General features: G+C 40.8%; 26 protein-coding genes and 1 tRNA gene. 20 read left to right on the forward strand and 7 right to left on the reverse strand.

Annotated features, from left to right (window positions below; all coding sequences use genetic code 11):
* Positions 1-62: 62 nt before the first annotated feature.
* On the reverse strand, positions 63-866 hold the full coding sequence (gene suhB / locus AC2CZC_RS10855; RefSeq protein ID WP_039611807.1) for an inositol-1-monophosphatase: 804 nt from the start codon (positions 864-866) through the stop codon (positions 63-65).
* Between the two features lie 182 nt (positions 867-1,048).
* On the opposite strand from suhB, the gene trmJ reads away from it, so the two are divergent.
* From trmJ to AC2CZC_RS10935, 16 genes are all read left to right on the forward strand, one after another.
* Complete coding sequence (gene trmJ / locus AC2CZC_RS10860; protein WP_484581800.1) at positions 1,049-1,771, forward strand: tRNA (cytosine(32)/uridine(32)-2'-O)-methyltransferase TrmJ; 723 nt, start codon at positions 1,049-1,051, stop codon at positions 1,769-1,771.
* A gap of 223 nt (positions 1,772-1,994) precedes the next feature.
* Positions 1,995-2,486: a Fe-S cluster assembly transcriptional regulator IscR gene (gene iscR, locus AC2CZC_RS10865; protein WP_039611805.1), complete on the forward strand. Its 492-nt coding sequence runs from the start codon at positions 1,995-1,997 to the stop codon at positions 2,484-2,486.
* Between the two features lie 22 nt (positions 2,487-2,508).
* Complete coding sequence (locus AC2CZC_RS10870; RefSeq protein WP_484581801.1) at positions 2,509-3,723, forward strand: IscS subfamily cysteine desulfurase; 1,215 nt, start codon at positions 2,509-2,511, stop codon at positions 3,721-3,723.
* 57 nt (positions 3,724-3,780) lie between these two features.
* On the forward strand, positions 3,781-4,164 hold the full coding sequence (iscU, locus tag AC2CZC_RS10875) for a Fe-S cluster assembly scaffold IscU (protein ID WP_023399923.1): 384 nt from the start codon (positions 3,781-3,783) through the stop codon (positions 4,162-4,164).
* 10 nt (positions 4,165-4,174) lie between these two features.
* Positions 4,175-4,498 (forward strand): iron-sulfur cluster assembly protein IscA, encoded by a 324-nt coding sequence (gene iscA / locus AC2CZC_RS10880; RefSeq protein WP_039611802.1) that lies wholly within the window; start codon positions 4,175-4,177, stop codon positions 4,496-4,498.
* Between the two features lie 63 nt (positions 4,499-4,561).
* Positions 4,562-5,086, forward strand: a complete 525-nt coding sequence (hscB, locus tag AC2CZC_RS10885) for a co-chaperone HscB (protein ID WP_039611801.1) — start codon at positions 4,562-4,564, stop codon at positions 5,084-5,086.
* A 31-nt stretch (positions 5,087-5,117) separates the two neighbouring features.
* Positions 5,118-6,980, forward strand: a complete 1,863-nt coding sequence (gene hscA, locus AC2CZC_RS10890) for a Fe-S protein assembly chaperone HscA (protein ID WP_484581802.1) — start codon at positions 5,118-5,120, stop codon at positions 6,978-6,980.
* Between the two features lies 1 nt (position 6,981).
* Positions 6,982-7,320 carry an ISC system 2Fe-2S type ferredoxin gene (gene fdx, locus AC2CZC_RS10895; protein WP_046357978.1) on the forward strand — a complete coding sequence of 113 codons (339 nt, stop codon included), beginning with the start codon at positions 6,982-6,984 and terminating at the stop codon, positions 7,318-7,320.
* A gap of 67 nt (positions 7,321-7,387) precedes the next feature.
* Positions 7,388-8,824: an NAD-dependent succinate-semialdehyde dehydrogenase gene (locus AC2CZC_RS10900; protein WP_484584876.1), complete on the forward strand. Its 1,437-nt coding sequence runs from the start codon at positions 7,388-7,390 to the stop codon at positions 8,822-8,824.
* A gap of 137 nt (positions 8,825-8,961) precedes the next feature.
* Positions 8,962-9,849 (forward strand): sugar phosphate nucleotidyltransferase, encoded by an 888-nt coding sequence (locus AC2CZC_RS10905; RefSeq protein WP_484581803.1) that lies wholly within the window; start codon positions 8,962-8,964, stop codon positions 9,847-9,849.
* Positions 9,850-9,892: 43 nt separating this feature from the next.
* On the forward strand, positions 9,893-10,960 hold the full coding sequence (locus AC2CZC_RS10910; protein ID WP_484584877.1) for a phosphotransferase enzyme family protein: 1,068 nt from the start codon (positions 9,893-9,895) through the stop codon (positions 10,958-10,960).
* A gap of 330 nt (positions 10,961-11,290) precedes the next feature.
* Positions 11,291-12,664 (forward strand): Gfo/Idh/MocA family protein, encoded by a 1,374-nt coding sequence (locus AC2CZC_RS10915; protein WP_484581804.1) that lies wholly within the window; start codon positions 11,291-11,293, stop codon positions 12,662-12,664.
* A 71-nt stretch (positions 12,665-12,735) separates the two neighbouring features.
* Positions 12,736-13,230 carry a nuclear transport factor 2 family protein gene (locus tag AC2CZC_RS10920; RefSeq protein ID WP_484581805.1) on the forward strand — a complete coding sequence of 165 codons (495 nt, stop codon included), beginning with the start codon at positions 12,736-12,738 and terminating at the stop codon, positions 13,228-13,230.
* A gap of 83 nt (positions 13,231-13,313) precedes the next feature.
* Complete coding sequence (locus AC2CZC_RS10925) at positions 13,314-13,568, forward strand: YkoF family thiamine/hydroxymethylpyrimidine-binding protein (protein ID WP_484581806.1); 255 nt, start codon at positions 13,314-13,316, stop codon at positions 13,566-13,568.
* Positions 13,568-14,188, forward strand: a complete 621-nt coding sequence (pnuC, locus tag AC2CZC_RS10930; RefSeq protein WP_484581807.1) for a nicotinamide riboside transporter PnuC — start codon at positions 13,568-13,570, stop codon at positions 14,186-14,188. The genes AC2CZC_RS10925 and pnuC overlap by 1 nt, the downstream gene beginning before the upstream one ends.
* Positions 14,175-14,990: a phosphotransferase gene (locus tag AC2CZC_RS10935; protein WP_484581808.1), complete on the forward strand. Its 816-nt coding sequence runs from the start codon at positions 14,175-14,177 to the stop codon at positions 14,988-14,990. The genes pnuC and AC2CZC_RS10935 overlap by 14 nt, the downstream gene beginning before the upstream one ends.
* A 27-nt stretch (positions 14,991-15,017) precedes the next feature.
* Here AC2CZC_RS10935 and AC2CZC_RS10940 read toward each other — a convergent pair whose 3' ends face one another.
* Entirely contained in the window at positions 15,018-15,200 is a 183-nt protein-coding gene (locus AC2CZC_RS10940; RefSeq protein WP_237138423.1) for a helix-turn-helix domain-containing protein, read from the reverse strand.
* Positions 15,201-15,412: 212 nt separating this feature from the next.
* On the opposite strand from AC2CZC_RS10940, the gene AC2CZC_RS10945 reads away from it, so the two are divergent.
* Positions 15,413-15,487: transfer RNA gene (locus tag AC2CZC_RS10945), tRNA-Arg, on the forward strand.
* Positions 15,488-15,518: 31 nt separating this feature from the next.
* On the opposite strand, the gene AC2CZC_RS10950 is transcribed toward AC2CZC_RS10945, so the two are convergent.
* The 3 genes from AC2CZC_RS10950 to recQ form a co-directional block, all read right to left on the reverse strand.
* Positions 15,519-17,210, reverse strand: a complete 1,692-nt coding sequence (locus AC2CZC_RS10950) for a BamA/TamA family outer membrane protein (protein ID WP_484581809.1) — start codon at positions 17,208-17,210, stop codon at positions 15,519-15,521.
* A 70-nt stretch (positions 17,211-17,280) separates the two neighbouring features.
* A complete protein-coding gene (locus AC2CZC_RS10955) occupies positions 17,281-17,580 on the reverse strand; it encodes a DUF3630 family protein (protein WP_484581810.1) in 300 nt (99 codons plus the stop codon).
* Between the two features lie 11 nt (positions 17,581-17,591).
* On the reverse strand, positions 17,592-19,415 hold the full coding sequence (recQ, locus tag AC2CZC_RS10960; RefSeq protein ID WP_440589551.1) for a DNA helicase RecQ: 1,824 nt from the start codon (positions 19,413-19,415) through the stop codon (positions 17,592-17,594).
* A gap of 259 nt (positions 19,416-19,674) precedes the next feature.
* Here recQ and rarD point away from each other — a divergent pair, with 259 nt between their 5' ends.
* The gene (gene rarD, locus AC2CZC_RS10965; RefSeq protein WP_484581811.1) at positions 19,675-20,577 is read left to right on the forward strand and encodes an EamA family transporter RarD; all 903 of its coding nucleotides are present in this window, start codon (positions 19,675-19,677) and stop codon (positions 20,575-20,577) included.
* Between the two features lie 43 nt (positions 20,578-20,620).
* Here rarD and AC2CZC_RS10970 read toward each other — a convergent pair whose 3' ends face one another.
* Positions 20,621-21,856 (reverse strand): diguanylate cyclase, encoded by a 1,236-nt coding sequence (locus AC2CZC_RS10970; protein ID WP_484581812.1) that lies wholly within the window; start codon positions 21,854-21,856, stop codon positions 20,621-20,623.
* A 178-nt stretch (positions 21,857-22,034) separates the two neighbouring features.
* A complete protein-coding gene (locus tag AC2CZC_RS10975; protein ID WP_484581813.1) occupies positions 22,035-22,409 on the reverse strand; it encodes a MaoP family protein in 375 nt (124 codons plus the stop codon).
* Positions 22,410-22,493: 84 nt separating this feature from the next.
* Here AC2CZC_RS10975 and AC2CZC_RS10980 point away from each other — a divergent pair, with 84 nt between their 5' ends.
* Complete coding sequence (locus AC2CZC_RS10980; RefSeq protein ID WP_484581814.1) at positions 22,494-23,342, forward strand: LysR family transcriptional regulator; 849 nt, start codon at positions 22,494-22,496, stop codon at positions 23,340-23,342.
* Positions 23,343-23,507: 165 nt separating this feature from the next.
* Positions 23,508-24,446, forward strand: coding sequence for a porin (locus AC2CZC_RS10985; protein ID WP_484581815.1), 939 nt, complete (start codon positions 23,508-23,510; stop codon positions 24,444-24,446).
* The last annotated feature ends 197 nt before the right edge of the window (positions 24,447-24,643 follow it).

Genomic DNA, 24,643 nt, shown 5'->3' on the forward strand with positions numbered 1-24,643 from the left:
TGATTTGTAAATAAAAAACCCAGGCTGTGCCTGGGTTTTTTGTATTCAAAGAATGCGTTTGCTTACTTAAGCAGAGACTCTGTTAGTACAGGGCGGATCTCTTTAACAATTGCTTGGCACAGTTTCGGTGCACCGCAAATAATGTTACCGCTGTTGTTATAGTTTGCACCACCTGCAAAGTCCATTAACATGCCGCCAGCTTCTTTTACTAATAGCTCACCCGCTGCTGTATCCCATGGCTTAAGACCAATTTCATAGAAACCGTCAATACGACCAGCTGCAACATATGCCATATCTAACGCAGCAGAACCTGCACGACGGATATCCGCTGTGTGAATGAATAGCGCTTTAAATGCTTCTGTGTATGCATCTAAGTGGTGCTTTTGTTTGAATGGGAAACCTGTCGCTAATACGCTACCAGCCAGTTCGTTGCTTTTCGTTACACGAATACGTTTGTTGTTTAACTGTGCGCCTTGACCACGAGAAGCGGTGAATAATTCGCTGCGAACTGGATCATAGATAACAGCCTGTTCTACACGGCCTTTAACTTTAAGTGCAATTGAGATTGCGAAGTGAGGGATACCCTTGATGAAGTTAGTTGTGCCATCAAGTGGATCGATAACCCAAAGGTAATCATTATCTTTGCCATCAGTGTGGCCAAGTTCTTCTCCAACGATTGCGTGGTCAGGGTAAGATTTTAAAATAGTGTCTCGGATCACTCGTTCAGCTTCAGTATCAACACTTGTCACGAAGTCGTTTGTGCCTTTTTGAGTCGCTTCAACTTGAGACAGATCTTCAGTTGCACGTAAGATCACTTTACCCGCGTTACGCGCAGCGCGTACCGCAATGTTTAACATTGGATGCATAGCATTACCTTTGAATTGTAAAAGAACTAAATTTTTTGAGCCGGCGTATTCTAGCGATTTTTTCGATAAAGTAAATAACTTTGCAATAAAAAGGTTGGTGTTTTTTTGTTCAAATGGTTTGGTGGTTTGATCCTGTCAACCTATGGTAAACTACGCCATTATTTTTGTCTGAGATAAATAGCATGGCATTACAAGATATTAGAATCGTACTTGTGAATACTTCACACTCTGGAAATATTGGCTCAGTTGCGCGCGCAATGAAAACCATGGGCTTTTCAAAACTGTACTTAGTAGATCCTGCTTGCGAGGTAGATAGTCACGCGAGCGCGTTGGCTGCGGGTGCAACAGATGTACTTGGCGATGCTGTCACTGTCGATAAGCTTGAAGATGCTATTGCTGATTGTAGTTTAGTTATAGGCACCAGCGCGCGTTCTCGTACTTTATCTTGGCCGATGGTAGACCCAAGAGAGTGTGCACAGAAGTTGGTCGCAGAGTCTAATGACGGTCCTGTGGCGCTCGTGTTTGGTCGAGAAAATAGCGGTTTGACCAATGAAGAGTTGCAGTTATGTAATTATCACGTCTGTATTCCGGCGAATCCTGAATATAGTTCATTGAATTTGGCTATGGCAGTGCAAACATTAACGTATGAAACGCGCATGACCTTCCTTGATACGCAAGATGCCAAGCCTGAAGAAGACGATACGAAATACCCAACATCAGAGCAAATGGCTTTATTCTATGAGCACCTTGAGTCAACGCTAAACGATACAGGCTTCATTGTTAAGCAGCACCCAGGCATGGTGATGACCAAACTAAAACGCCTATTCAACCGTGCAAGACCTGAAGATCAAGAGTTGAATATCCTACGTGGTATTCTGAGCTCGGTGAATAAATCGACAAAATAAAGCAATGTATCAAGATTAGATACTTTCATCACAGTAATACTTGACTAAATTACTCGGGTAATTACAATACCAATAATACCTGATTAAATTAGTCAGGTATTTGAGTAAACACACTGAGTAAGTAGTAACTTATTTTATAAGCAATAGATGTCGTTAATACTTGACTATCTTAGTCAGGTAATTACAATTTGCGGCATTTGATGAAGGTAACCTAGAGGCGCGTATGAAACTGACTTCAAAAGGCAGGTATGCAGTAACTGCAATGCTCGATGTTGCGTTGCATGCCAATATTGGCCCTGTGCCTCTGGCAGATATTTCTGAACGTCAGGAAATATCTCTATCATATTTAGAACAATTATTCGCACGTCTTCGTAAGAATGGACTCGTGAGCTCAGTGAGAGGGCCAGGTGGTGGCTATTTACTGGGTCGTGATGCACATACGATTTCTGTTGGTGATGTGATTAATGCGGTGGACGAGTCTGTTGATGCAACTCGATGTCACGGTGAAGGCGGTGGTTGCCAAAGCGGTATGCGTTGCCTGACACACACGCTATGGTCTGATTTAAGTGTGCGAATAGAAGAATTTTTAAACAGTATTTCCCTTGCCGAGCTTGTTTCAAACTCTGATGTGCAATCAGTTGCGTCACGTCAGGACAGAAACGTAAGCGATGCGATGAAGCAATTAGATAATATTCAAGTGAGTTGCCAATTATAATTGGCGTCTAGCGGAGAAAGAAATGAAATTACCGATATATTTAGATTATGCTGCAACCACGCCGGTTGATCAGCGTGTTGCAGATGAAATGATGCAATGCCTGACAATGGATGGTAACTTTGGTAATCCTGCGTCCCGTTCACACCGTTTTGGTTGGCAGGCCGAAGAACTTATTGACCAAGCGCGTAATGATATCGCTGATTTAATTAATGCTGACCCGCGCGAAATCGTATTCACATCTGGTGCGACTGAATCAAACAACCTAGCAATTAAAGGTGCTGCGAACTTCTATCAGAAGAAAGGAAAGCACATCATCACAGTAAAAACTGAGCACAAAGCGGTTATCGACACGTGTCGTGAGCTTGAGCGTCAAGGTTTTGAAGTAACTTATATGGACGTTGAAGAAAACGGCCTGTTAGACCTGAAAAAGCTTGAAGATGAAATTCGTGAAGACACAATTTTAATCAGTGTCATGCACGTAAACAACGAGCTAGGTGTTATTCAAGACATCTCAACAATTGGTGAAATGTGTCGTGAACGTAAAATTATGTTCCACGTTGATGGTGCACAAAGCGCAGGTAAAGTAGCGATTGATATGAAGCAGCTTAAAGTTGATTTCATGTCATTCTCAGGCCACAAAGCGTATGGTCCAAAAGGTATCGGCGCATTATATGTTCGCCGTAAGCCTCGCGCACGTTTAGAAGCACAAATGCACGGCGGTGGTCATGAGCGTGGTATGCGTTCAGGTACTCTTGCGACACACCAAATTGTAGGCATGGGTTCTGCTTTTCGTATTGCAAAAGCAGATTTCGAAAAAGATTATGCGCACATCAGCGCACTTCGCCAGCGTCTGATCGATGGCATCATGGATATGGAAGAAGTGTACTTTAATGGCACTGTCGACCAATCTGTACCAGGTATTGTAAACATCAGCTTTAACTATGTTGAAGGTGAGTCACTTCTGATGGCTGTAAAAGATATTGCAGTATCATCAGGTTCTGCTTGTACATCTGCAAGCCTTGAACCGTCTTATGTACTTCGTGCATTAGGCCGTAACGATGAGTTAGCACACAGCTCAATTCGTTTCAGTATTGGCCGTTTTACTACAGAAGAAGAAATTGATTACACCATCAAACTTATCAAAGACTCGATTGGTCGTTTGAGAGAAATGTCTCCTCTGTGGGAAATGTTTAAAGACGGTATTGATTTAGATTCAGTTGAATGGGCACACCATTAAACAAGACAGCTTGTATGGACTGTAGCAAGTATATAAGCGGTTAGTGAGGAAAGAGTTATGGCATATAGTGATAAAGTAATTGACCACGTGGAAAACCCACGTAACGTAGGTACGTTGGATAAAAACGACCCTAATGTAGCAACTGGTATGGTTGGCGCACCAGCTTGTGGTGACGTGATGAAGCTACAAATTAAAGTGTCTGATGAAGGTGTTATTGAAGACGCAAAATTTAAGACATATGGCTGTGGCAGTGCGATTGCTTCATCTTCTCTAGTGACAGAGTGGGTGAAAGGTAAAACATTAGACCAAGCTGCTGAAATCAAGAACACAGATATTACAGCAGAGCTTGAGCTACCGCCTGTAAAAATCCACTGTTCAATCCTTGCAGAAGATGCAATTCAGGCTGCAATTGCAGACTATAAAAATAAGCAAGCGAAGTAAGAGATAAATTATGGCAGTGACATTAACTGAAGCAGCTGCAAATCGTGTGCAGACATTCCTTGCAAACCGAGGAAAAGGTCTAGGCCTGCGAGTTGGTATTAAAACGACTGGTTGCTCAGGTCTTGCGTATGTACTCGAGTTCGTTGATGAGCTTGCAGAAGGCGATGAAGTGTTCGAAGAAATGGGCGTAAAAATCATCGTTGATGCAAAAAGCTTAGTTTATATTGACGGTACTCAGCTTGATTACACCAAAGAAGGTCTTAACGAGGGGTTTAAGTTTATTAACCCGAATCAGAAAGACGAATGTGGCTGTGGTGAAAGCTTCACCGTTTAACCATCTGTAATAGATAGTTTGCTAAAGCCCTGCCTTGGTAGGGCTTTGCTGTATTAGGTCCTTATGCGATATTTTGAATTATTTAATTTACCAGTGAACTATGACGTGGATTTAACCCTGTTAAATCAGCGTTATTTAGAATTACAACGCGCAGTACACCCTGATAAGTTTGCAGGAAAAAGTGAACGTGAAAAATTAGTGGCTGTACAGAAGACATCTGAGATCAATGATGCTCTAGCTGTGTTAAAACACCCAGCTAAGCGCGCTGAGTATATGCTAAGTGAGCAAGGTGTCGACATTCGAGCTGAGCAGCAAACATTGCAAGACCCTGTATTTTTAATGCAGCAGATGGAGCTGAGGGAAGCGCTGGAAGACATTCAGCATAGCAGTGACCCTGAAGATGAAATTGATGCATTCGAGGCGCAGATTAAACAGTTAGATACACAGTATAGTGCGCAACTTGCAGAGCAGCTTGTGAGCCAAGATACTGCTGTATTAGAAGTTGCAGCTGATAATATTCGCAAGTTAAAATTCATATATAAACTACGTGAAGAGCTGTCTCGCATAGAAGATAGCCTTTTCGATTAATCTAGCGTCACCACTTAAGTAAAAGAGTACTATGGCATTATTGCAAATTGCTGAGCCGGGGCAGAGCGCGGCACCTCACGAACATAAATTGGCAATAGGTATCGACTTAGGTACTACTAACTCTTTGGTGGCCACAGTACAAAGTGGTGAAGCCAGAGCGCTAGCGGATATTAATGGCGAAGCCATGTTGCCTTCTGTTGTTAGATATCATGCAGACAGCGTGACTGTTGGCCAACAAGCGCAGCAAGCTGCTGTAGAAGACCCAACAAATACGCTTATTTCAGTGAAACGCTTTTTAGGTAAATCCGTTTCAGAAGTAACCTCACGTTATCAAAACTTGCCTTATGAGTTCGTTGAGCACCAAGGTGCACTGGCTGTAAACACTGTGGCTGGTCCAATCAATCCAATTCAAGCATCTGCTGAAATTTTAAAATCATTACATCAAAGAGCAACAGACAGCTTTGCTGGACAAGAAATTGTGGGAAGCGTAATTACGGTACCTGCTTATTTTGATGATGCGCAAAGACAAAGCACTAAAGATGCTGCAGAAATCGCAGGTTTAAAAGTGCTACGCCTATTAAATGAACCAACAGCAGCCGCTGTCGCTTACGGTTTGGACTCTGGTCAAGAAGGTGTGATTGCTGTTTATGACTTGGGCGGTGGTACCTTTGATATTTCAATTCTGCGCTTAAACCAAGGTGTCTTTGAAGTATTGGCAACGGGTGGTGATTCAAGCTTAGGCGGTGATGACTTTGACGCAGTGCTTGTTGAACATTTTAAGTCAACATTACAACTGAGTGAATTAACACCACAAGAGCTGCGCTTGCTTATTCAAAAAGCCAAAGCTTGTAAAGAAGCGTTGAGTGGGTATGAAACGGTCAATGTAAAGCTTGAACTTCGCGGTGAAGCGCATTTAGTTTCTGTTACGCGTGGTCAATTTGCCGAGCTTGTTGCGCCGCTTGTAAAACAGACATTACGTGCATGTCGCAGAGCATTAAAAGATGCGGCTGTGAGCAAAGAAGAAGTCTTAGAAGCGGTGATGGTGGGCGGCTCAACGCGTATGCCAGTTATTCGTGAAGCGGTTGGTGAGTTTTTTGAAAAAGAACCACTCACATCAATTGACCCTGATCGTGTGGTTGCAATTGGCGCGGCCATTCAAGCTGATATCTTAGCGGGCAACAAACCTGATTCAGATATGCTGCTATTGGATGTTTTACCGCTATCTTTGGGTTTAGAAACCATGGGTGGCTTGGTAGAGAAGATCATTCCTCGCAATACAACTATTCCAGTTGCGCGTGCACAGGAGTTCACGACGTTTAAGGATGGCCAAACTGCCATGTCACTGCATGTTCTGCAGGGTGAGCGTGAGTTGGTTGATGATTGCCGTTCACTGGCGAAATTCAGCCTCAAAGGCATTCCTGCGATGGCTGCAGGCGCTGCACACATTCGGGTGACTTTTAAAGTCGATGCCGATGGCTTATTGAGCGTTTCAGCAAGTGAGAAGTCGACGGGTGTGCAAGCAGATATCCAAGTTAAACCATCATTTGGTTTAAGTGATGACCAAGTTGCTCAAATGCTACAAGACTCAATGAGTTTTGCCAAAGAGGATATGCAGGCGCGTATGCTCAAAGAGCAGCAAGTTGAAGCGCTCAGAGTACTTGAAGCGTTAGAGGCATCTTTGGCAACAGAATCAGCTTTATTAAATGAACAAGAGTTAAATAGCCTGAGAGAGGCTATGGCGATGTTAGATGACAAACGCCAAAATGCGTCTGATCCAGATGCAATTAAGCATGCAATTGAAGTGGTAGATGAAGCAAGTAGTGAATTTGCATCTCGCCGCATGGATGTATCAATCAAACAGGCACTGCAAGGTCAGTCAGTAGACGAGGTTTAATATGCCACAAATTATCTTTTTACCCCATGAAGAGCTTTGTCCTGAGGGCGCGGCAATTGATGCAAAATCTGGCGATACAGTATTAGATGTCGCGTTAAAAAATGGGATAAGTATTCCTCATGCATGTGAAAAGTCATGTGCATGCACAACGTGTCACGTTGTTATCAGAGAAGGCTTTGACTCAATGGAAGAAAGTGATGAGCTGGAAGATGACATGCTGGACAAGGCATGGGGTTTAGAGCCAGAATCGCGCCTAGGTTGCCAAGCCGTCATTAACGATGAAGATTTAGTGGTCGAGATACCAAAGTATAATCTTAATATCGTTAATGAAGAGCACTAATTCATAAACACTGTTTTAAAAGGCTGTAGCTAACCACTACAGCCTTTTTTGTTTGGAGCATAGAATGATGTTTAAAAAAGGACAAACCGCGTACTCGCTCATCAATGGAATAGACCATCACAGTCATGAGCTATTATCTGTGCGCAACCCTGCTGATGATTCGTTATTGGCTAATGTGACACAAGTCAATACAGTTGATGCTGACTTTGCTGTAGAGGTTGCCAGAGAATGCTTTGAGCAACTGAAAACAACAACAGCTCAAGCGCGTAGCAATATACTCTATAAGTGGTATCAACTGATCATGGACAACCAATCTCGCCTAGCTGAATTGGTAACTTTGGAGCAAGGTAAGCCGATACAAGAGTCCAAGGCTGAGGTTGTATATGCGGCGGGCTATGTACGCTGGTTTGCTCAACAGGCAGAAAGGGTCTGCGGCACTGTCATACCAGCACACACACCGAATCATCAAATCACCACCCATAAGCAAGGCGTTGGTGTAGTGCTTGGGATAACGCCATGGAATTTTCCTTTGGCTATGGTGACCCGAAAGGTCGCACCAGCTTATGCTGCGGGGTGCAGCTTTATTTTAAAACCGTCAGAGTTGACTCCATTAAGTGCCATTGAATTGGCAAGATTAGCGCTTCAAGCAGGAATAGAGCAGGGCGCATTTCAAGTTTTAGTGAATGATAATCCACAGGAATTAATTAAGCATTTAAATAGCAAAAAAGTCATTAGAAAACTCACTTTTACTGGCTCAACTCATGTGGGCAAGTTACTCTATGCTCAGTGTGTAGATACTATGAAGCGTGCTTCGTTAGAGCTTGGCGGTAATGCACCGTTTATTGTCTTTGAAAGTGCCAATATTGAGTCTGCCATTGACGGGCTAATGATTGCGAAGTTCCGTAATGCTGGGCAAACCTGCATTGCAGCAAATCGGGTGTTTGTTCATCGTGATATCAAAGCAGAGTTTCTAGAACAACTTATACGCCGTGTTGATTCCCTAAAAGTTGGCAATGGTTTAATTGTAGACTCAGATATTGGGCCACTAATTAATCAGGCTGCGAAAGCAAAAGCCAGTGAATTAGTGGCAGGTGCGATTGCAGCAGGTGCAAACTGTATTGTTAAAAATACTGAAGAACTGCAAACTGGAGCTTTTATGTCGCCAGTGATACTAGATCGGGTTGTTCCAGATATGAAAATATTCCACAGTGAGATATTTGCACCTGTAGTTAGTATTATTGAGTTTGATTCTGAGCCTCAAGTTACCTCACTGGCAAATGCAGTTGATGCTGGGTTGGCAGCATATGTTTATTCGGCAAGCATGAAGCAGGTTTCACGTGTCTCTAAAGCGCTAAGCTTCGGTATGGTCGGTATTAATGAAGGTGCAATTTCTAACCCCGCCGCACCTTTTGGGGGAATGAAAGAGTCCGGCTTGGGTAGAGAGGGTGGCATAGAGGGTATCGATGAGTATTTAGAGACAAAGTATTTTTGTCAGTACATATAAAAAATGATTTTAATTATAAAATCATTCACGTTATCGAAAAAAGTGTTTTTGGAACAATGCAATTTTTGCAATTGCTTTAATTTTGTAAAAAAGCTAGGTAGACTGCCCGTCAGTTTTCAACTTTGAATTAAATTTAAATGACAAGCGCAGAATTACCTACATTGGTTGTCCTTGCTGGCGGGTTAGGTACCCGTTTTGGCGGAGGTAAGCAAGTTGCTGAACTACCTAAAATAGGTAGAACAATCATGGAACTCAGTATAGAGGATGCCTACGCAGCCGGTGTTCGCCATGCTGTTTTAGTGATAAATGAAACAGTCAGGCCCGTAATAGAGCGTGTCATTATGCCTAGGCTACCAAAATCTATGAAAGTAGATTTGATTGAGCAATCAATTGATATGGTGCCATCGCGATTTAAAAATATAGCAGACAAACGCACAAAACCATGGGGAACAGGGCATGCTTTGCTGTGCGCTAAACCATTCATTGATGGTAATGCCATAGTGATTACTGCTGATGACTACTATGGAGCAGGCGCATACACTCAGCTGTGTGCGCATTTTTGTAATACAGATCAAAATACTAGCGAAATGGCCATAGTAGCCTATCCTTTAACACAGACAATGTCAGAACTTGGCGGTGTTAATAGAGGTATATGTGCTTTGTCTGAAAACTACCTTACGCAAGTGCATGAATACCTAAATATACGTGAAGTGGATGAAGGTTATGTCGGTGTCTTTAACAATGTAGAGACACCCATTGAAGAGGATAGCCTTGTTTCAATGACATGTTGGGGAGTCACTCAATCACTTTTTGACAAATTAGAGTCTCAGTTTGGTCAATTCTTAGAATCTCATGACAGCGATGTCAAAAAAGAGTATTATCTTCCCGATTGTATTCAGCATATGATAAATTTAGGCCATGCCGCAGTTCGTGTTTATAAAACGAAAGATGAGTGGTTTGGTGTTACTTACAAAGAAGAATTAGATAGTGTCGCAGGAAAAATATATGAACTACGTCACGGATGAGTTAACCGCAAGTTTAGTTAAAAAGCCAGTTTATAGGGTTAGTATGGAATATCGTTCGATCGCCGAACATTTGGCATTACAGTTTGGTTTGTGCGGTGAAGAAATCTCAATGAAGCCTATTGGTAGTGGTCATATAAATACCACAATGCTTTTAAAAGATAGTGAGCGAGTTTTGGTAGTTCAAAAACTCAACACCACAGTATTTCCTGAACCAGAGCAATTGGTAGAAAATGCTCGTTTAATAGAGCAGCATTTAGTGTCGAAGTCGACGGCGGGCTCTTATGATCTCGGGATAATAAAACATGTGCCAACACATTCGGGAAATTTTCTAGTTGAACACCAGGGTGAAGTTTGGCGAGCGCTTGAATTTATAGGCAAAAGCTTCAGTGAAGATGTTGTAGATTGTGTCGTAAAAGCACAAACCGCTGCTGGAGCCTTTGGTAGCTTTGCTAATGCCTTAAATGACTTTGATGCTAAACAGCTGTTCACCGTTATCCCCGATTTTCATAACTTAGCTATGAGAATTGAAAAGTTGCAAGCAATTATTAAGCAAGATCCTGTAGGCCGCGTATCTAGTTGTCTAAAAGATATTGAGTTTTGCCAGTCACAATTTGATCTTGCGCAGGAAGTGAAACAGATTGAAGCGGCGTTACCACTTCGCGTTTGTCACAACGATACTAAAATAAATAATATGTTGTTTGACGCTTCTACCAACAAAGCCAAGGCAGTTATCGACTTAGATACTTGTATGCCAGGCTATTGGCTGTATGATTTTGGTGATATGGTTCGCACTTTTTGCTCTCCTGAGGCTGAAGATTCTACCAATTTAGATAATGTAGTAGTACGAGTTGAGATTTTTGAAGCAATTGTCAAAGGCTACATAGCTGAAGTTTCTGATAAGCTAACAGATGTGGAGAGGCAAAGCTTAATTCTCGGCGCTAAAGTTATGCCGTTAATGATTGGCATACGTTTCCTAACGGACTATTTGGATGGCGATAATTACTTTTCAACAAAGCATGAAAAGCATAATTTGGAAAGAGCGCGAAACCAGTTTGCGCTTTACCAAGACATTTTACGCAAAGAAAAGTTATTAAGTGCGTTGATCAGCTAATTTAATCAGCCATTGTATTTATTATGCCTGGTGACTTTGTCATCAGGCTTTTCTACTAAAATGCCTCCCTAGTTTATCTTTGCGTTGGAAAACGCGCTTATCAATAGTTTATTCTCAACAGCTTCATATACCTTATAAGCTTTCATCTTCATAGTTGGAGAACTTCAATTTATTTAGTCGCATCCTTTTGCTTCTTGTTGTCGCATAAGATAGCGTTGTCATAATGAAAAGTATTTTAAGTAAAATGCAGATAGAGAGCATTGTGCTGAAAAGGCTATCCATACTTAAAAAGCAATAAATAATAAATAAAGCTGTAATTTAGGATTTTTGATGACGCATATTAACAGAAGACATTTTCTCAAGGCTGCAGGTGTAGCTGCCGCAGCAGGTGTAGTAGCAGGCTGTGCACAAACCAATGGGCAAAGTACATTAACAACAAGTCCAAAAGGTAAATCTGTCATTGGGCTTATAGCCCCTAAAATGGATATTGTGCGAGTGGCGTTTATTGGTGTCGGGCAGCGCGGTTATGGCCATGTTAAACGTATGAGTCACATTGACGGCGCTGAAATAGTCGCAATTTGTGATACACATCAAGAAGTTTTGGATCGCTCTGCAAAGTTCTTAACGGATAAAGGCCTTAAAAAGCCAGCCTTGTATGGAACTGGTGAGTTTGCATACAAGGAGATGTTAGCTCGTGAAGACATTGATATTGTGATCATTTCAACACCTTGGAAGTGGCATGCGCCAATGGCCATAGACACAATGGAAAGCGGCAAACATGCATTTGTTGAAGTACCACTTGCATTGACTGTTGAAGAGATGTGGCAAATTGTGGATACCGCTGAGCGGACACAGAAAAACTGTATGATGATGGAAAACGTCAACTATGGCCGAGATGAGCTGATGGTACTTAATATGGTTCGCCAAGGCATTTTTGGCGAGTTATTACACGGTGAAGCAGCTTACATACATGAGCTACGTTGGCAGATGAAAGAGTTAGAGCACAAGACAGGTTCTTGGCGCACTGAGTGGCACACAAGAAGGGATGGAAACCTGTATCCGACTCATGGTTTAGGACCGGTTTCCCAGTACATGAATATTAACCGTGGTGACAGGTTTGATTATTTAACTTCAATGAGTTCACCAGCGTTAGGCCGTGCAGCCTATGCCCAAAGAGAGTTTCCTGCGGGTCATCAGCGTAATAAATTGGACTACATTTGTGGTGATATGAATACCACGATGATTAAAACCGTTAAAGGCCGCTCTATTGTTGTTCAACATGATACGACAACACCTCGCCCATACTCTCGCCATAACCTTATTCAGGGGACTAATGGTGTTTTTGCAGGCTTTCCGAATAGAATAGCGCTAGAGCAAGGTGGAAGAGGATCATTCCACGACTGGGATGAAGATATGAATTATTGGTATGGTAAATACGATCATCCGCTGTGGGTTAAAATGGGCAAAGAAGCTGAGCGTAACGGCGGCCATGGTGGTATGGACTTTTTGATGTTTTGGCGAATGATTTATTGCCTGAGGAACGGTGAACCGCTTGATCAAGATGTCTATGATGGCGCAGCATGGTCGGTGATTTCTCCGCTGTCTGCACAGTCTGTCGCTAACAGAAGTGAATCTGTTTCAATACCCGATTTTACTCGGGGGCAATGGAAAACCGCAACGCCTTTAGGTATCGTTGGAGCATAATTGAGAAAGCGCTAGAAAGGCGCTTTTTTTATACTTAAATATTGTAATTACTATACTTGAGGAGAAAGCAATTGTTTGCACGCATTGTGTTTTTAATATTACTGCTTCAGCTTTCGGGATGTGTTAGCACAACCACAGAGCTCACTCATTCTAGGCTTACAAAGTTGACTGAGGATTACATTAAGGCCTACCAAGCAAGAAGTGATTTTCAGTATTTTTTATCGCTTTATGCTGAGAGTGTGGTGCTTGAAGATATGATGTATGGACATAAAGCACAGAATAAGCGTCAGTTAGCGAGCTTTTTTAATTGGGATAAAGAGCCTATTAAGGTTTTAGATTCTAAAAAAACGCTCTCCATTGAGCAAACCATTATATCTGTGGAAGAACAAACGGTTGTTTTACGTGGTCAATTTAACCCATTTGTTTATGGTGGGGAGAGCCTTGGTCCATGGCGCTTTACAACAGTACTGCGTTTTAATCGGCAAGGGCTGATTATCTACCAACAAGACTGGATTAACTACTTTCCAAGGAGTTTTGTGGCAAATGCGTCTAATTTGAATATGTAAAAGGTGAGATAATTTTCCTCTGTAACGCTTTTACATGTAAACTGCTGAGCAATTTAATTTGATTTTTAAAGTTAGGATTCTCAATGAAACTCTCTGTTGAAATTAGTAAGTACCCACTTCATTCTGATTATATTCCATTTATTAAATCTTTTATTGAGCGTCTTAATCAACACGAAAACTTAAAAGTAATTACAAATACCATGTCGACGCAGATTTTTGGGGATTATGATGCGGTGATGTCTGTCATACAGACTGAAATGAGAGCATCGTTTGAGCAGTTTGGTAAATGCATCTTTGTGTGTAAGTTTATTTCTGGCGATTTATCTCCCGAGGCATAATGGACTTTATCACTCAAACACTTGCTGGGTTTACAGCGATGTCCAGTTGGGAGTATCTCGCAGTTGTACTATCGATACTCTATTTACTGTTGGCGATAAAAGAAAATATCTGGTGCTGGCCTGCCGCATTTTTTAGTACATTCATATACACCATAATGTATTGGAATGGTGCATTACTCATGGAGTCTTTGTTACATTTTTACTATTTGGTTATGGCCTTTGTAGGTTGGTGGATGTGGCGTTCAGGGAATAAAAATACTGAGTCAAAAATAGTCTCTTGGTCATTCTTTCGACACTTTCAGATAATTATTGTAACGGCTTGTATCGCGGTATTTATGGGATATATGACAGACAATTATACCCATGCTGACTTACCCTATTTGGACAGCTTTACGACTTGTTTTGCTGTGGTAACAACCTACCTTGTTGCTAAAAAAGTCCTAGAAAATTGGCTGTATTGGGTCGTTATTGATGCTGCATCAATGTACCTTTATTACCTTAAAGGGTATTACCCAACGCTTGCCCTATATGTTTTTTATACCTTTATGGCATGTTGGGGCTATATGAAGTGGTACGAAGAGCATAGCAATAGAGAAGGGAAACCTCTTGCGCAGCTTTGATTTAAACTGCGCATTGGCCGTATTGCGAAAATTGTTTCCTGAAAAAAGTATTGCGTGTATTCATAAATTGGATAAAGGACTTAGCAATATCAACTTCTATTTTGAAGTAGATAATAATGCGTGTTTATTGAAAGCTTTTGACAACGAAATCCCAATGACAGCCCTTGCTGCGCAAAATTGCTTTGCGCAGCAAGGGTTAACTCAAAAAGTGATATACATAGATGAGAGTGAAAGGGTCGCTGTATTTGAATATTTAACATCGGTGGAGGGGCCGGTTATATTTCAAAGTGATCTAATTGAGTTACTTACAGAAGTTCATCGTTACTCTTGCACAGAAATGGATCCACTAGATTTGCGGGCAGAAGTTGAACGAGCATCGGCACAGCTTTCTCTTTCGCAGATTGGAAATTATTTAATTGAGCAGTTGTGCCTTTTTCCGACTGAGATACGTTACTGTCACAATGACTTAGTCAAAGAAAATGTCTTGAATACGGTTTCTGGCCTACGTTTTATTGATTTTGAATACGCGCAAGCAAATGATCTGTATTTTGACTTGGCAGCGTTAAGTTGTTCTTTTGATTTATCTTCTAGCCAGTTATCAGAGATGTTAGCGCGGTATTTCGCTTTTAATAGCGCCTCAGTACCCAGCTATGCTAAGAATAAGCTAGATGTATACATAGGTGTTTATTTGTTGCTTTGTATTGCCTGGTATAAAGATAGGGAAATGAGAGATGAGTCTATTATAGTAGAGAAGCAATTTATTACATGGTGTGATAGACATAATTTAGATTGTGCCCCGTAAGGAGAACGCTTAACGAGGCATTGTAGGTTATATCCCGCCTAGCCTTTTGGCTAATTCTTTATACTTTTCAACATCTTCCTTGTCAAAAATTGGCTCTCCATTGTCATCATGTTCTTTGGCAACGAGCAAGTTTTCTCTTGCTAGGCGCCTTACACGCTCCACTTTTACACTTAAAAATTCAGCAACTTGCTCAGTGGTCATAGGGGTCATAATACAAATCCTCAAGATGATGTTGGTAGCTTATTAGCTACTAAGATCTAATTACATTTATTATTTTTGAACTTTAATCATAGCTAAATATATGACTTTTGGCGTAGCTAGTAATGTTTTTTCATATTTAGTTTAATAAATAAGCATACGAACACATCGAAGCTGGTATTTCAATGGAGATGTGATTATCATGGTAGCGCTTAATGTACTGTGCTCTCGTGGTGAAATGGATATCACGTGGCTCTCCGGAAGCTAAGTTACAGGTTCGATCCCTGTCGAGAGCGCCAGTAGAACTCAACCATATCTATTTTCTCAATCTTAAAATCGATTTTTTACAGTAAAATGCCACTGCAAGTTATCAACCCCTTCTGGCTTGTCTATAGGGGCCGCTAAATCTAAATGCAAAACTAAGCCTGAATTTGCTCTACTCGGTGCCATTCGGATGCCAAATCCAATGTTCTTATAAAACTTATGGTTTGCATTAAATAATGTTTTTCCATCGACACGACCTATATCAAAGTATGCGGCACCGCCAATTTTAAATAGCTGGAAAAGGTCATACTCCCAATAGTATCTTTTTTCGATGTTTAAAATGATACGTCTATCTCCTTGTAAGTATCGTGCAGGGAAGCCTCTTAAACCTGTTTCACCACCGAGTGTTAACTGCTTGTCCTCTGTGAGGTGTTTGCCGTGTGTGATGTTAAGTTGAGTGTACCAAGACTGATAGTTACCTGAATTGAAGTGATATTCTAAGTTGAGCTGTGTAATGAGGTTTTCCGCTTCATCATTTTCGAGGTTCCAATATCCATCTAGGATAAAATTCATTCTAAATAGGCTCTTTGTGCTGGTGTAGTGGGTTTTACTGAGTGTCGTGTTGAATACCCATCTTGTATCGTCATTGCTAATAGACTCATCTGAGTAACCGACTTGTGTATTTATATTCCAGCCTAAATTCAAATCTTCAGTGCGGTAAATCGAATCAAAATTTCTGACTTTAATGTATTCAGTTTGTAACCACTGCACTTGAAGGTAGGGGTAACTGAGTTTTCGCTGCTCAGCAATCGGTAGATTAGTTTCTATTACTTTCTTGAATGCATCTTGTTGTTCTCGGTAGCCAAAAATGATTCTACGCGTCCAGTTGGTATGTATTGCTTTACCAATACCGTAATAAACTTGGCTAACTTGCGAGTCTTGTTCAAACTCAGAGACCGTTTCTCCATTTTCATATAGAGGTTCAATACGTTTGTTGCCATAGTTGAAGACGCCATAGCTTATTGGTGTATGTATCGAGAAAAAGGGATAGTTAACGCCAATATGATGGCGTTCACCGTCGTCATTGTCTGAGTACTCTAGTCTCCCTTGATACCGAGAAGATAATATATTTGGATCATCATAAACAAATAAATAGCCGCTTCGGTCTGCATCTTCTATGTGTGTCAATGACAGTCGCTTACCATAGCCAAATAGGTTGCTTTCTCTAAAGCCTATGCGACTGGAATTTTCACCACCACTGCGGCTAAAGCTCAGATCTGGTAACAGAGTCCAAAGGTCACGTGTCACCACAGTAACTATGATATCTCCATTGCAGTCTTCTTTAGCAAATACTCTAGCATCGTAAAGATAAGACTGTTGTCGAAGCAATCGTTCAGACTCGATTAAAAGTTGCGGGTCATAGTCGCTGTGTTCACTAAATAATAAGACACTTTTTATTACATCAGGTTTAGTTGTAATATGCGCTCTATTTGCAAATCGAAATAAGGCATTGTCTTCTTCTGGTAGTGAAGTATCGAATACATTGAGTTGATGAAGTTCAATGGCACTGATCTTGGCATTTTTTTTATTTGGTAAGGAATACTCAGAACTGAGCTCTAAACTGTAGTTATGTTGTGTTTTTGTGTATGTTGTACAGTGGTTTTCTGATGTCGAGTGTTCGTGTGCCGCGACCGTTATGACTGCACTCGATGCCGTGTTTATTAAAAAAACAAAAAAGCAGAACCTGAATATCACCATAAATACGCCTAACGCCACTGTTATAATCAGTATGGCTTATGTTAGGCATACCTGCTTAGGCAAGTCTATCTTATTGTTGTAAATTCAAACAAAAGTGTTCATGTAGGCTTGGCAACAGGCTTGTTGCTTCAGTGCCTTCTGGTGTGATCCAAATGCTTTCGCTGTAATATTCAAAGTTGAGTGAAAATGATTGCTGTAAATAAGAAAAGCGCCATTGGTGGCGGTCTGCACCTTCGTTAAACTCTATCGTTTGCAATTTATCAATTGCAAGAAAGATACTTCCCCATAATTCAAAATCATCACTATCAGGAAATAAACTCGGTATGACTTGCAAGGTATTTTCATCATCTAGCTGAATGATATTCGTCATGCGGTCCTCTGCTATTCTGCGGCTAAATAATTGCGGATTAATTGCATAAATGGCGCACCATATTTCGTGAGCTTGGTAAAACCGACACCTGACACTTTTAAGAAGTCACTGTCATCCGTTGGCATTTTCTGAGCCATTTCTGCAAGTGTTTTATCATTAAATACAACATAAGGTGGCACATCATCCTGATCTGCCAACTCTTTGCGCAGGCTACGAAGTTTTGCAAAGAGTTTCCTATCATAATTAAACTGAGCGAGTTTATCTTGATATACGTGACTGGCTTGCAATCTTGGTTCAGCCAAGTTTAATACATACTCGCCTTTTAATACTGCTCTGGCTGCTTCTGTAAGCTTTAAAGTCGCGCCTTGTGTAATGTCTTGAGATAATAAGCCATGGTGTATAAGCTGTCTTAGCACGCTCAGCCAATATTCATTACTTTGGTCTTTACCTATACCGTACGTACTTAGATTGTGATGCTGATTGTCACGGATCCGCGCGGTGTTAGCGCCACGCAATAAGTCCACGACATAGCCCAATCCAAAACGTTGTTCCGCTCGGTATACACAAGATAAAGCCTTTTGTGCAACGATGGTTGCATCAAAGTGTTTGGGCGGATTCAAACAAATATCACAGTTACCACAAGGCTCTCTTTGATATTCACTAAAATAATTTAATAATATCTGTCGACGGCAAGTTTGCGCTTCAGCGAAGTTAGCCATGGCATTAAATCTTTGCTGTTCGACTTTACGGCGTTGCTCATCAGGAATATCTTCAAAGAAACGTCTGACTCGACCGATATCGGCAGGGTCAAAGTACATGATGGCTTCCGCTGCAAGTCCATCTCTGCCTGCTCGCCCAGTCTCTTGATAATAAGACTCTATGCTTTTTGGAATATCGTAGTGCAGGACGAATCTGACATTGGGTTTGTTGATCCCCATGCCAAATGCAACTGTTGCAACAACAATTTGTACATCGTCTCGTGCAAACGCATTTTGTACAAATTGACGTTGTTCATTGTCCATACCAGCATGGTACGCTGCTGCGTTAAACCCACCTTCAGACAGTTTTTCAGCGATTTCATCTACTCGCCTTCGACTAGAACAATAGATGATCCCGCTCTGACCTTTCTGAGTTTTTAAATATCGCATTAACTGAGAAAGTGGTTTGAACTTTTCTTCAATTGTGTAGCGTATATTTGGACGATCAAAACTGCCGGTATGGATAAATGGGTTATTTAATTGCAGCTGCTGAACTATGTCATTTCTCGTTGCCATATCAGCAGTTGCAGTCAATGCCATGGTGGGAACGGTTGGGAACGCTTGCTTTAACTCATTAAGCCGACAATAATGAGGTCGAAAGTCGTGCCCCCAATGAGATACGCAGTGCGCTTCATCAATAGCGAACAAGGCTAATGGTAAGCTACTTAAGCGTTCTAAAAACTCTCTTTGTAATACTTTTTCTGGAGCAACATAAAGCAGTTTTATTTCACCAGCGTGCAGTCGCTGATAGATTTGTTGCTGCTGCTGCCACTCAACACTGTTATTCACAAACTCAGCGGCAATACCTTGTGCTTGTAATTGAGCTACTTGATCCTGCATAAGAGAAATAAGGGGAGAGATTACAATAGTTACCCCAGGTAGCATAAGTGCTGGAACTTGATAGCATAGAGATTTACCTCCGCCAGTTGGAAGTAATACTAAGCTGTCACGCCCACTGAGGCATGCTTCGATAGTTTCTTGTTGTCCCGTACGGAATGTGGTGTAGCCGAAATACTCTTTCAGCACCGATTTGGGCGTTAACGATTGTTGAGTTGCTAGCGTTTCCATTGCGCGCATTTTAGAGTGTTTTAGTGTAATTGTCTTCCTTTTATGATTATTCTTAAGTCGGCCTGCGGGACTTTTAATCAAATCTAATTGCAGGGATGTATATGTCAAAAGGTACAGAAGTAGTTTTGATGGCAGGAGAACGATACACCATTGTAAAGAACGCAATGCTTACCTAGTTAGTGTTAATTTTAAACCAGCATGGTGATACCTCTTTATATCTGTATAATGCTCGCCTTCATCGCATATGGGTGGTAATTGGGGAAATGAAATGACGGGTGATTCTCAGGCGAAGCAAGGCTATATATATGCAACACTCGCCTTTATTATGTGGGGCTTAGCACCTATCTATTTTAAGTCTATTGAGCAAGTTGACGCGCTCGAAATCCTTGTGCACCGTGTCGTATGGTCCGTTCTTTTTGTTTTGGTTGTAATAGGGCTTCGAAATAATTGGCGTAAAGTGCGTAGTATTTTGGTTAACCCTAAGCTCTTAATGATGCTTACAGTTACCGCATTGTTACTTGGCTTTAACTGGGGATTGTTCATATGGGCGGTTAATAACGGTTACATGCTTGATGCAAGCTTAGGTTACTATATTAACCCTCTATTAAATGTTTTTCTTGGCATGCTATTTTTATCTGAAAGGTTAAGAGCCGCTCAAAAGGTTGCTGTATTGCTTGCATCTACGGGAGTCTTGGTGCAATTGATTAGCTTTGGGTCTTTCCCTTATATAGCTTTTTCGCTAGCATGCTCTTTTGCAATATATGGCCTATTAAGGAAAAAAATGGCAGTGGAGTCCTTACCAGGACTGTTGATTGAATCAGCCATTCTACTCCCAATAGCCGCTATTTATTGGTTTGTTATGATGCCTAGCCCGACAAGTGATATGTTTACCAACAGTTTAGAGCTAAACTTGCTACTTATTGCCGCAGGTGTGGTAACAACACTGCCATTGCTAAGCTTCACAGCTGCGGCAAAAAGGCTACCATACTCTACACTGGGCTTTTTCCAGTATATCGGACCAAGTTTAATGCTTATGCTAGCCGTTACTTTTTATGGTGAATCATTTGATATGGAAAGAGCTGTGACTTTTGCTTTTATCTGGGGGGCGTTGTTGCTCTTTAGTTTTGATTCGTTTAAAGCAAGTAAGTCGAATAGCTCAGCTATGAAGTAAACTCTTCTTGATATTCAGCCTTCTAATGTACAACTACTAGTAATTAGAAGGCTATTCGATTTCGCCCAGATTCTTTCGCGACATAAAGCTTTTCATCTGCAATTTTAATTAAGGGATCTATACTTTCGATTACTTTGTCTGCAACACCAATTGAGACGGTAAATGGAATGTGGTAAGGCGTCAAAGAGCTACTATTTTTTTCTAAAAATAATCTGAATTGTTCTAATTGTTGAGTATTTTTCTCACTGTCTTGTGAGCGAAATAATACTGCAAATTCTTCTCCTCCCAGTCTTGCGTATAAATCGTGTTCAAAGAACTTTTCAAAGCACTCACCAATAGATTGCAGTACTTTATCACCAGCATCATGTCCGTGCTGGTCATTTATTTTTTTGAAAAAGTCAATGTCAACCATGGCTAACATACAACCATGATTTTGACGGCTGTTCATAGTTAACTGCTTACTGGCATGTTCAAAAAAATATCGTCTATTCGGTAACTGGGTTAAATAATCGGTGTTGGCTTGACGTCGAATTGTGGCTATGTTTTCTAACATATCGACGTTTTGGCTTAGTCTGCAGTAAAACTCTTCTGGGTTAAAAGGCTTGCGTAAATAATCATTTGCGCCGCTTTTCAAAAAACGCGCCGATAAGTAGGCATTGTCTGTGCCTGAAATACCAATGATTGCTTTATCATCATTGCTGTATAAGCGCCTTATTTCTGCGCAAAGCTCTTCACCGCGCATATTTGGCATTTCATTATCTGTAATAATGACATCTATATCAGGGTGATCATTCAAAGTTGCTAACGCCTTTATGCCATCTTCGGCGACGTAAACTTGATACTTATGCCTTTGCAACAATGAGCTTATATGTCTTCTAGTGGCAGCTGAATCATCAACGACAAGTACTTTAACTTGCTCGTTTCGAGGTAGCCGTTGCAGTTGTCTTTTTAGATACTGATAGGCTTGTTTGTTTTCTTTGGTGATATAATCAATGACTGGGTATTTATCAACTGTATCTCGGGTACTTGATTCCAAGTTTCCTGTCATCACGATTGTAGGAATATTTGCTTTGACTGTATAGGGGATGGCTTCGCCGTTAGCTGCATCGGGCAATACAAAGTCTACAACAGCACAAAAATAGTTGTGGTCGTTGATGAGTCGTTTTGCGCTTTCCAGCGTCGTGGCCACATCAACATCGTACCCGACTGAACTTGCGATGTGTTTTTGGACTTTTGCGATAGTTGGTGTGTCTTCTATTATGAGCACTTTTCTCAACACATGCACAACCTTAAGAGCTTTTCTTTACTTCAGTTTTAACTGAAAGTGCTAAAAAAGCAATGAAGAAATTAAGATTCATATCTAAAGACCTAAATTAAAAATCAGCATTCAAAAGAAACTCTATCAACAAACAGCGTTTTTACTAATTCTAATAGAGTATCTCTATTTTTAATTAAAGTTACTCAAGGCTTGGTTCAACCTCTTGCTGTTCACTTTTATTTTGAACATGAGCAAGTGGTTTTTGGATACTTAAAGTATGTACTTTGTGTTTGCGGGTCGTTAAATCTAAATACTTTGCCCAAACTTTTTCGATGCGGTTAGTGGGCTGCTTCTGATTTAAAAATGTAATAACAAACTGTTGTTGGGTTGTGTTTATGGGCTCTTTTTTTTGTTGAAGTAACTGCATCAAGAGGTATCCGTGCTGTTGCAAAAGCTCTGACTCCAATAATGTAAAGTGTCCACTTCTAGAAAACCCCCGAGGGAAGTTCTTATCATCATAAAAGGGCTTAGGTGCAGCAAAAGCTTCTTTTAATTCAGCTATAGTCATATCCATGATGTTTTCCTCACATTGTTTGAAAAAGTATGAACCAACAAAGCTGCTTTTTTAAACGAATATTTTTGATAGAAAGGTAGGGGAATGGACAAGGAACTATTAAAAACTTTTGTCGAAGTTTCACAAACTCGTCATTTTGGGCGTGCAGCAGAAAACTTGTATATTACACAATCTGCTGTGAGCTTTAGAATTAGGCAGCTTGAGCAAAACCTAGGTGTCGAGTTATTTGTACGTCAACGGAATAACATACAGCTAACGGCCCCAGGGGAAAGGTTTTTGTCTCATGCAAAGATGCTTTTAACTGCAATGCATAGAGCAAAAGTGGATGTGGCATTGGCAAATAATGGGCAACAACAGCTATCACTTTCTGGTACGGCTAATGTGTGGGATGCTTATTTACACTTTGGCATTAACCAGATTGTCTCATCAATGCCAGACGTGTCTTTGGTGGCAGAAGTGAAAGCTCAGCAAGAGTGTGTCCGGTTGCTGTTAGAGCGAGCTTTAGATATAGCTGTGTTATTTGACCCTCCAAAGGTAGATGAATTAATCGTTAGACAAGTTAAAAATTTGTCTATAATTCCAGTCAGTACTTTTAAATATACAAATAAAGATGACTTTTTTGGCAAGCAGTATGTGTATGTCGATTGGGGAAACGCGTTTTCACTTTGGCACACCAAGCGATGTGATGGGGCTGCTCCTCCTTATTTTCGTACCAGCACTGGACGTATTGCCTTAGAGCTTATTTTGCAATGTGGTGGTTCAGCATTTTTGCCTAAGCTACTCGCATCAGATTTCATACAAAAGCAACAGTTGTTTTTTGTGGAATCTGTGGAGTGTTGCTTTCGAGATGTTTATGTTGCGTATCATAAAGGGAATGAGCAGTTAAAGCACATAGAAACAGCTGTAAATCTATTGGCTTCGATTGCAGAGTAAACTTAATTTAGTGTTTTATTTAAGATTACCTATTTATGACACAAAGCTGAATTTTCAGTTTCAATAAAATGTCATTTTTATTTTGTGTGTAATATTTCTGTCACTTAGTGCTGGCAGACTGCGCCTGTCTAATAAATTACGTGTTGCGATATTGAGGAAATACACATGAAACTGACCAAATCAGCATTACTACTTTCGATTCTTAGTGGTCTATCTTTGAACGCTTATGCCGATGTTGATGTATATGGTAAAGCTAACTTGTCGGTACAATCTTCTGATGAAGGTGACGGCTCATTTACTGAAGTGAAAAGCAATGCTTCACGTTTTGGTTTTAAAGGTTCTGAAAAGTTAGACTCAGGACTTGAAGTAATCTACAAGTTAGAATTCCAAGTTGATGTATCAGATGCTGACTCAAAAGGGGATGATGACAATATTACAGCTCGTAACCAATATGTTGGATTAAAAGGCAAATATGGTGAAGTTGTAATTGGTCGTAATGACACTGCATTTAAACTTTCTCAAGGTAAGCTTGATCAATTTAATGATTTAGAAGCAGATATCAAAAATATTTGGAAAGGTGAAAACCGCCTTGGAGATTCACTTTCATTTAAATCTGCAAGCTACAACGGCTTTAAAGTGTTAGGTACATTTATTGCGGAAGATGGTACTGACGGCGAAAATGGCTACTCAGGCGCAATTACTTATGGTGATTCTAAGCTTAGAAAGTCTAAGTTCTATGTTGCGCTTGCAGGTGACAGTGAAGTAAAAGGGTATGATGCACTGCGTTTATCTGGTCAGTATAAAGCAACAGATGATTTAAAGCTGGGTGCTATGTATCAAAAGCAAGAAAAAGTAGATGGAACAGGTACTGCTGATGGTTTCCTATTAAATGCTGCATATAGCTTTGGTGCAAACACAGTCAAGATTCAATATCAAATGATCGACTTCGATGCTGCTGCATCACAAGACGTAGATGGTATTAGCATTGGTATTGACCATAAGCTTGCGAAAGCGGCAAAGCTATACGCCTTCTATTCTTCAGTTGATGAAGATGCTGGAACAGAAGAAGATTACTTAGGCTTAGGTATTGAATACAAGTTTTAATCAAGTATTCATTTGACTCCTTTCAGGCCGTATCCTTTCGAGGGTACGGCTTATTAATTTCAAGCGGTTTTGTTTAAATAACTTCCTACTTGTTTTTTATTTGTTCGATTGAGCGCGTTGCCCTCGATTAATTTAAAAAAGCCCTTGCGCTAATCTAAAATCTCCCTATAATGCGCACCCACTGACACGGCGGGATG

Source organism: Pseudoalteromonas sp. MMG033, from assembly GCF_057197785.1.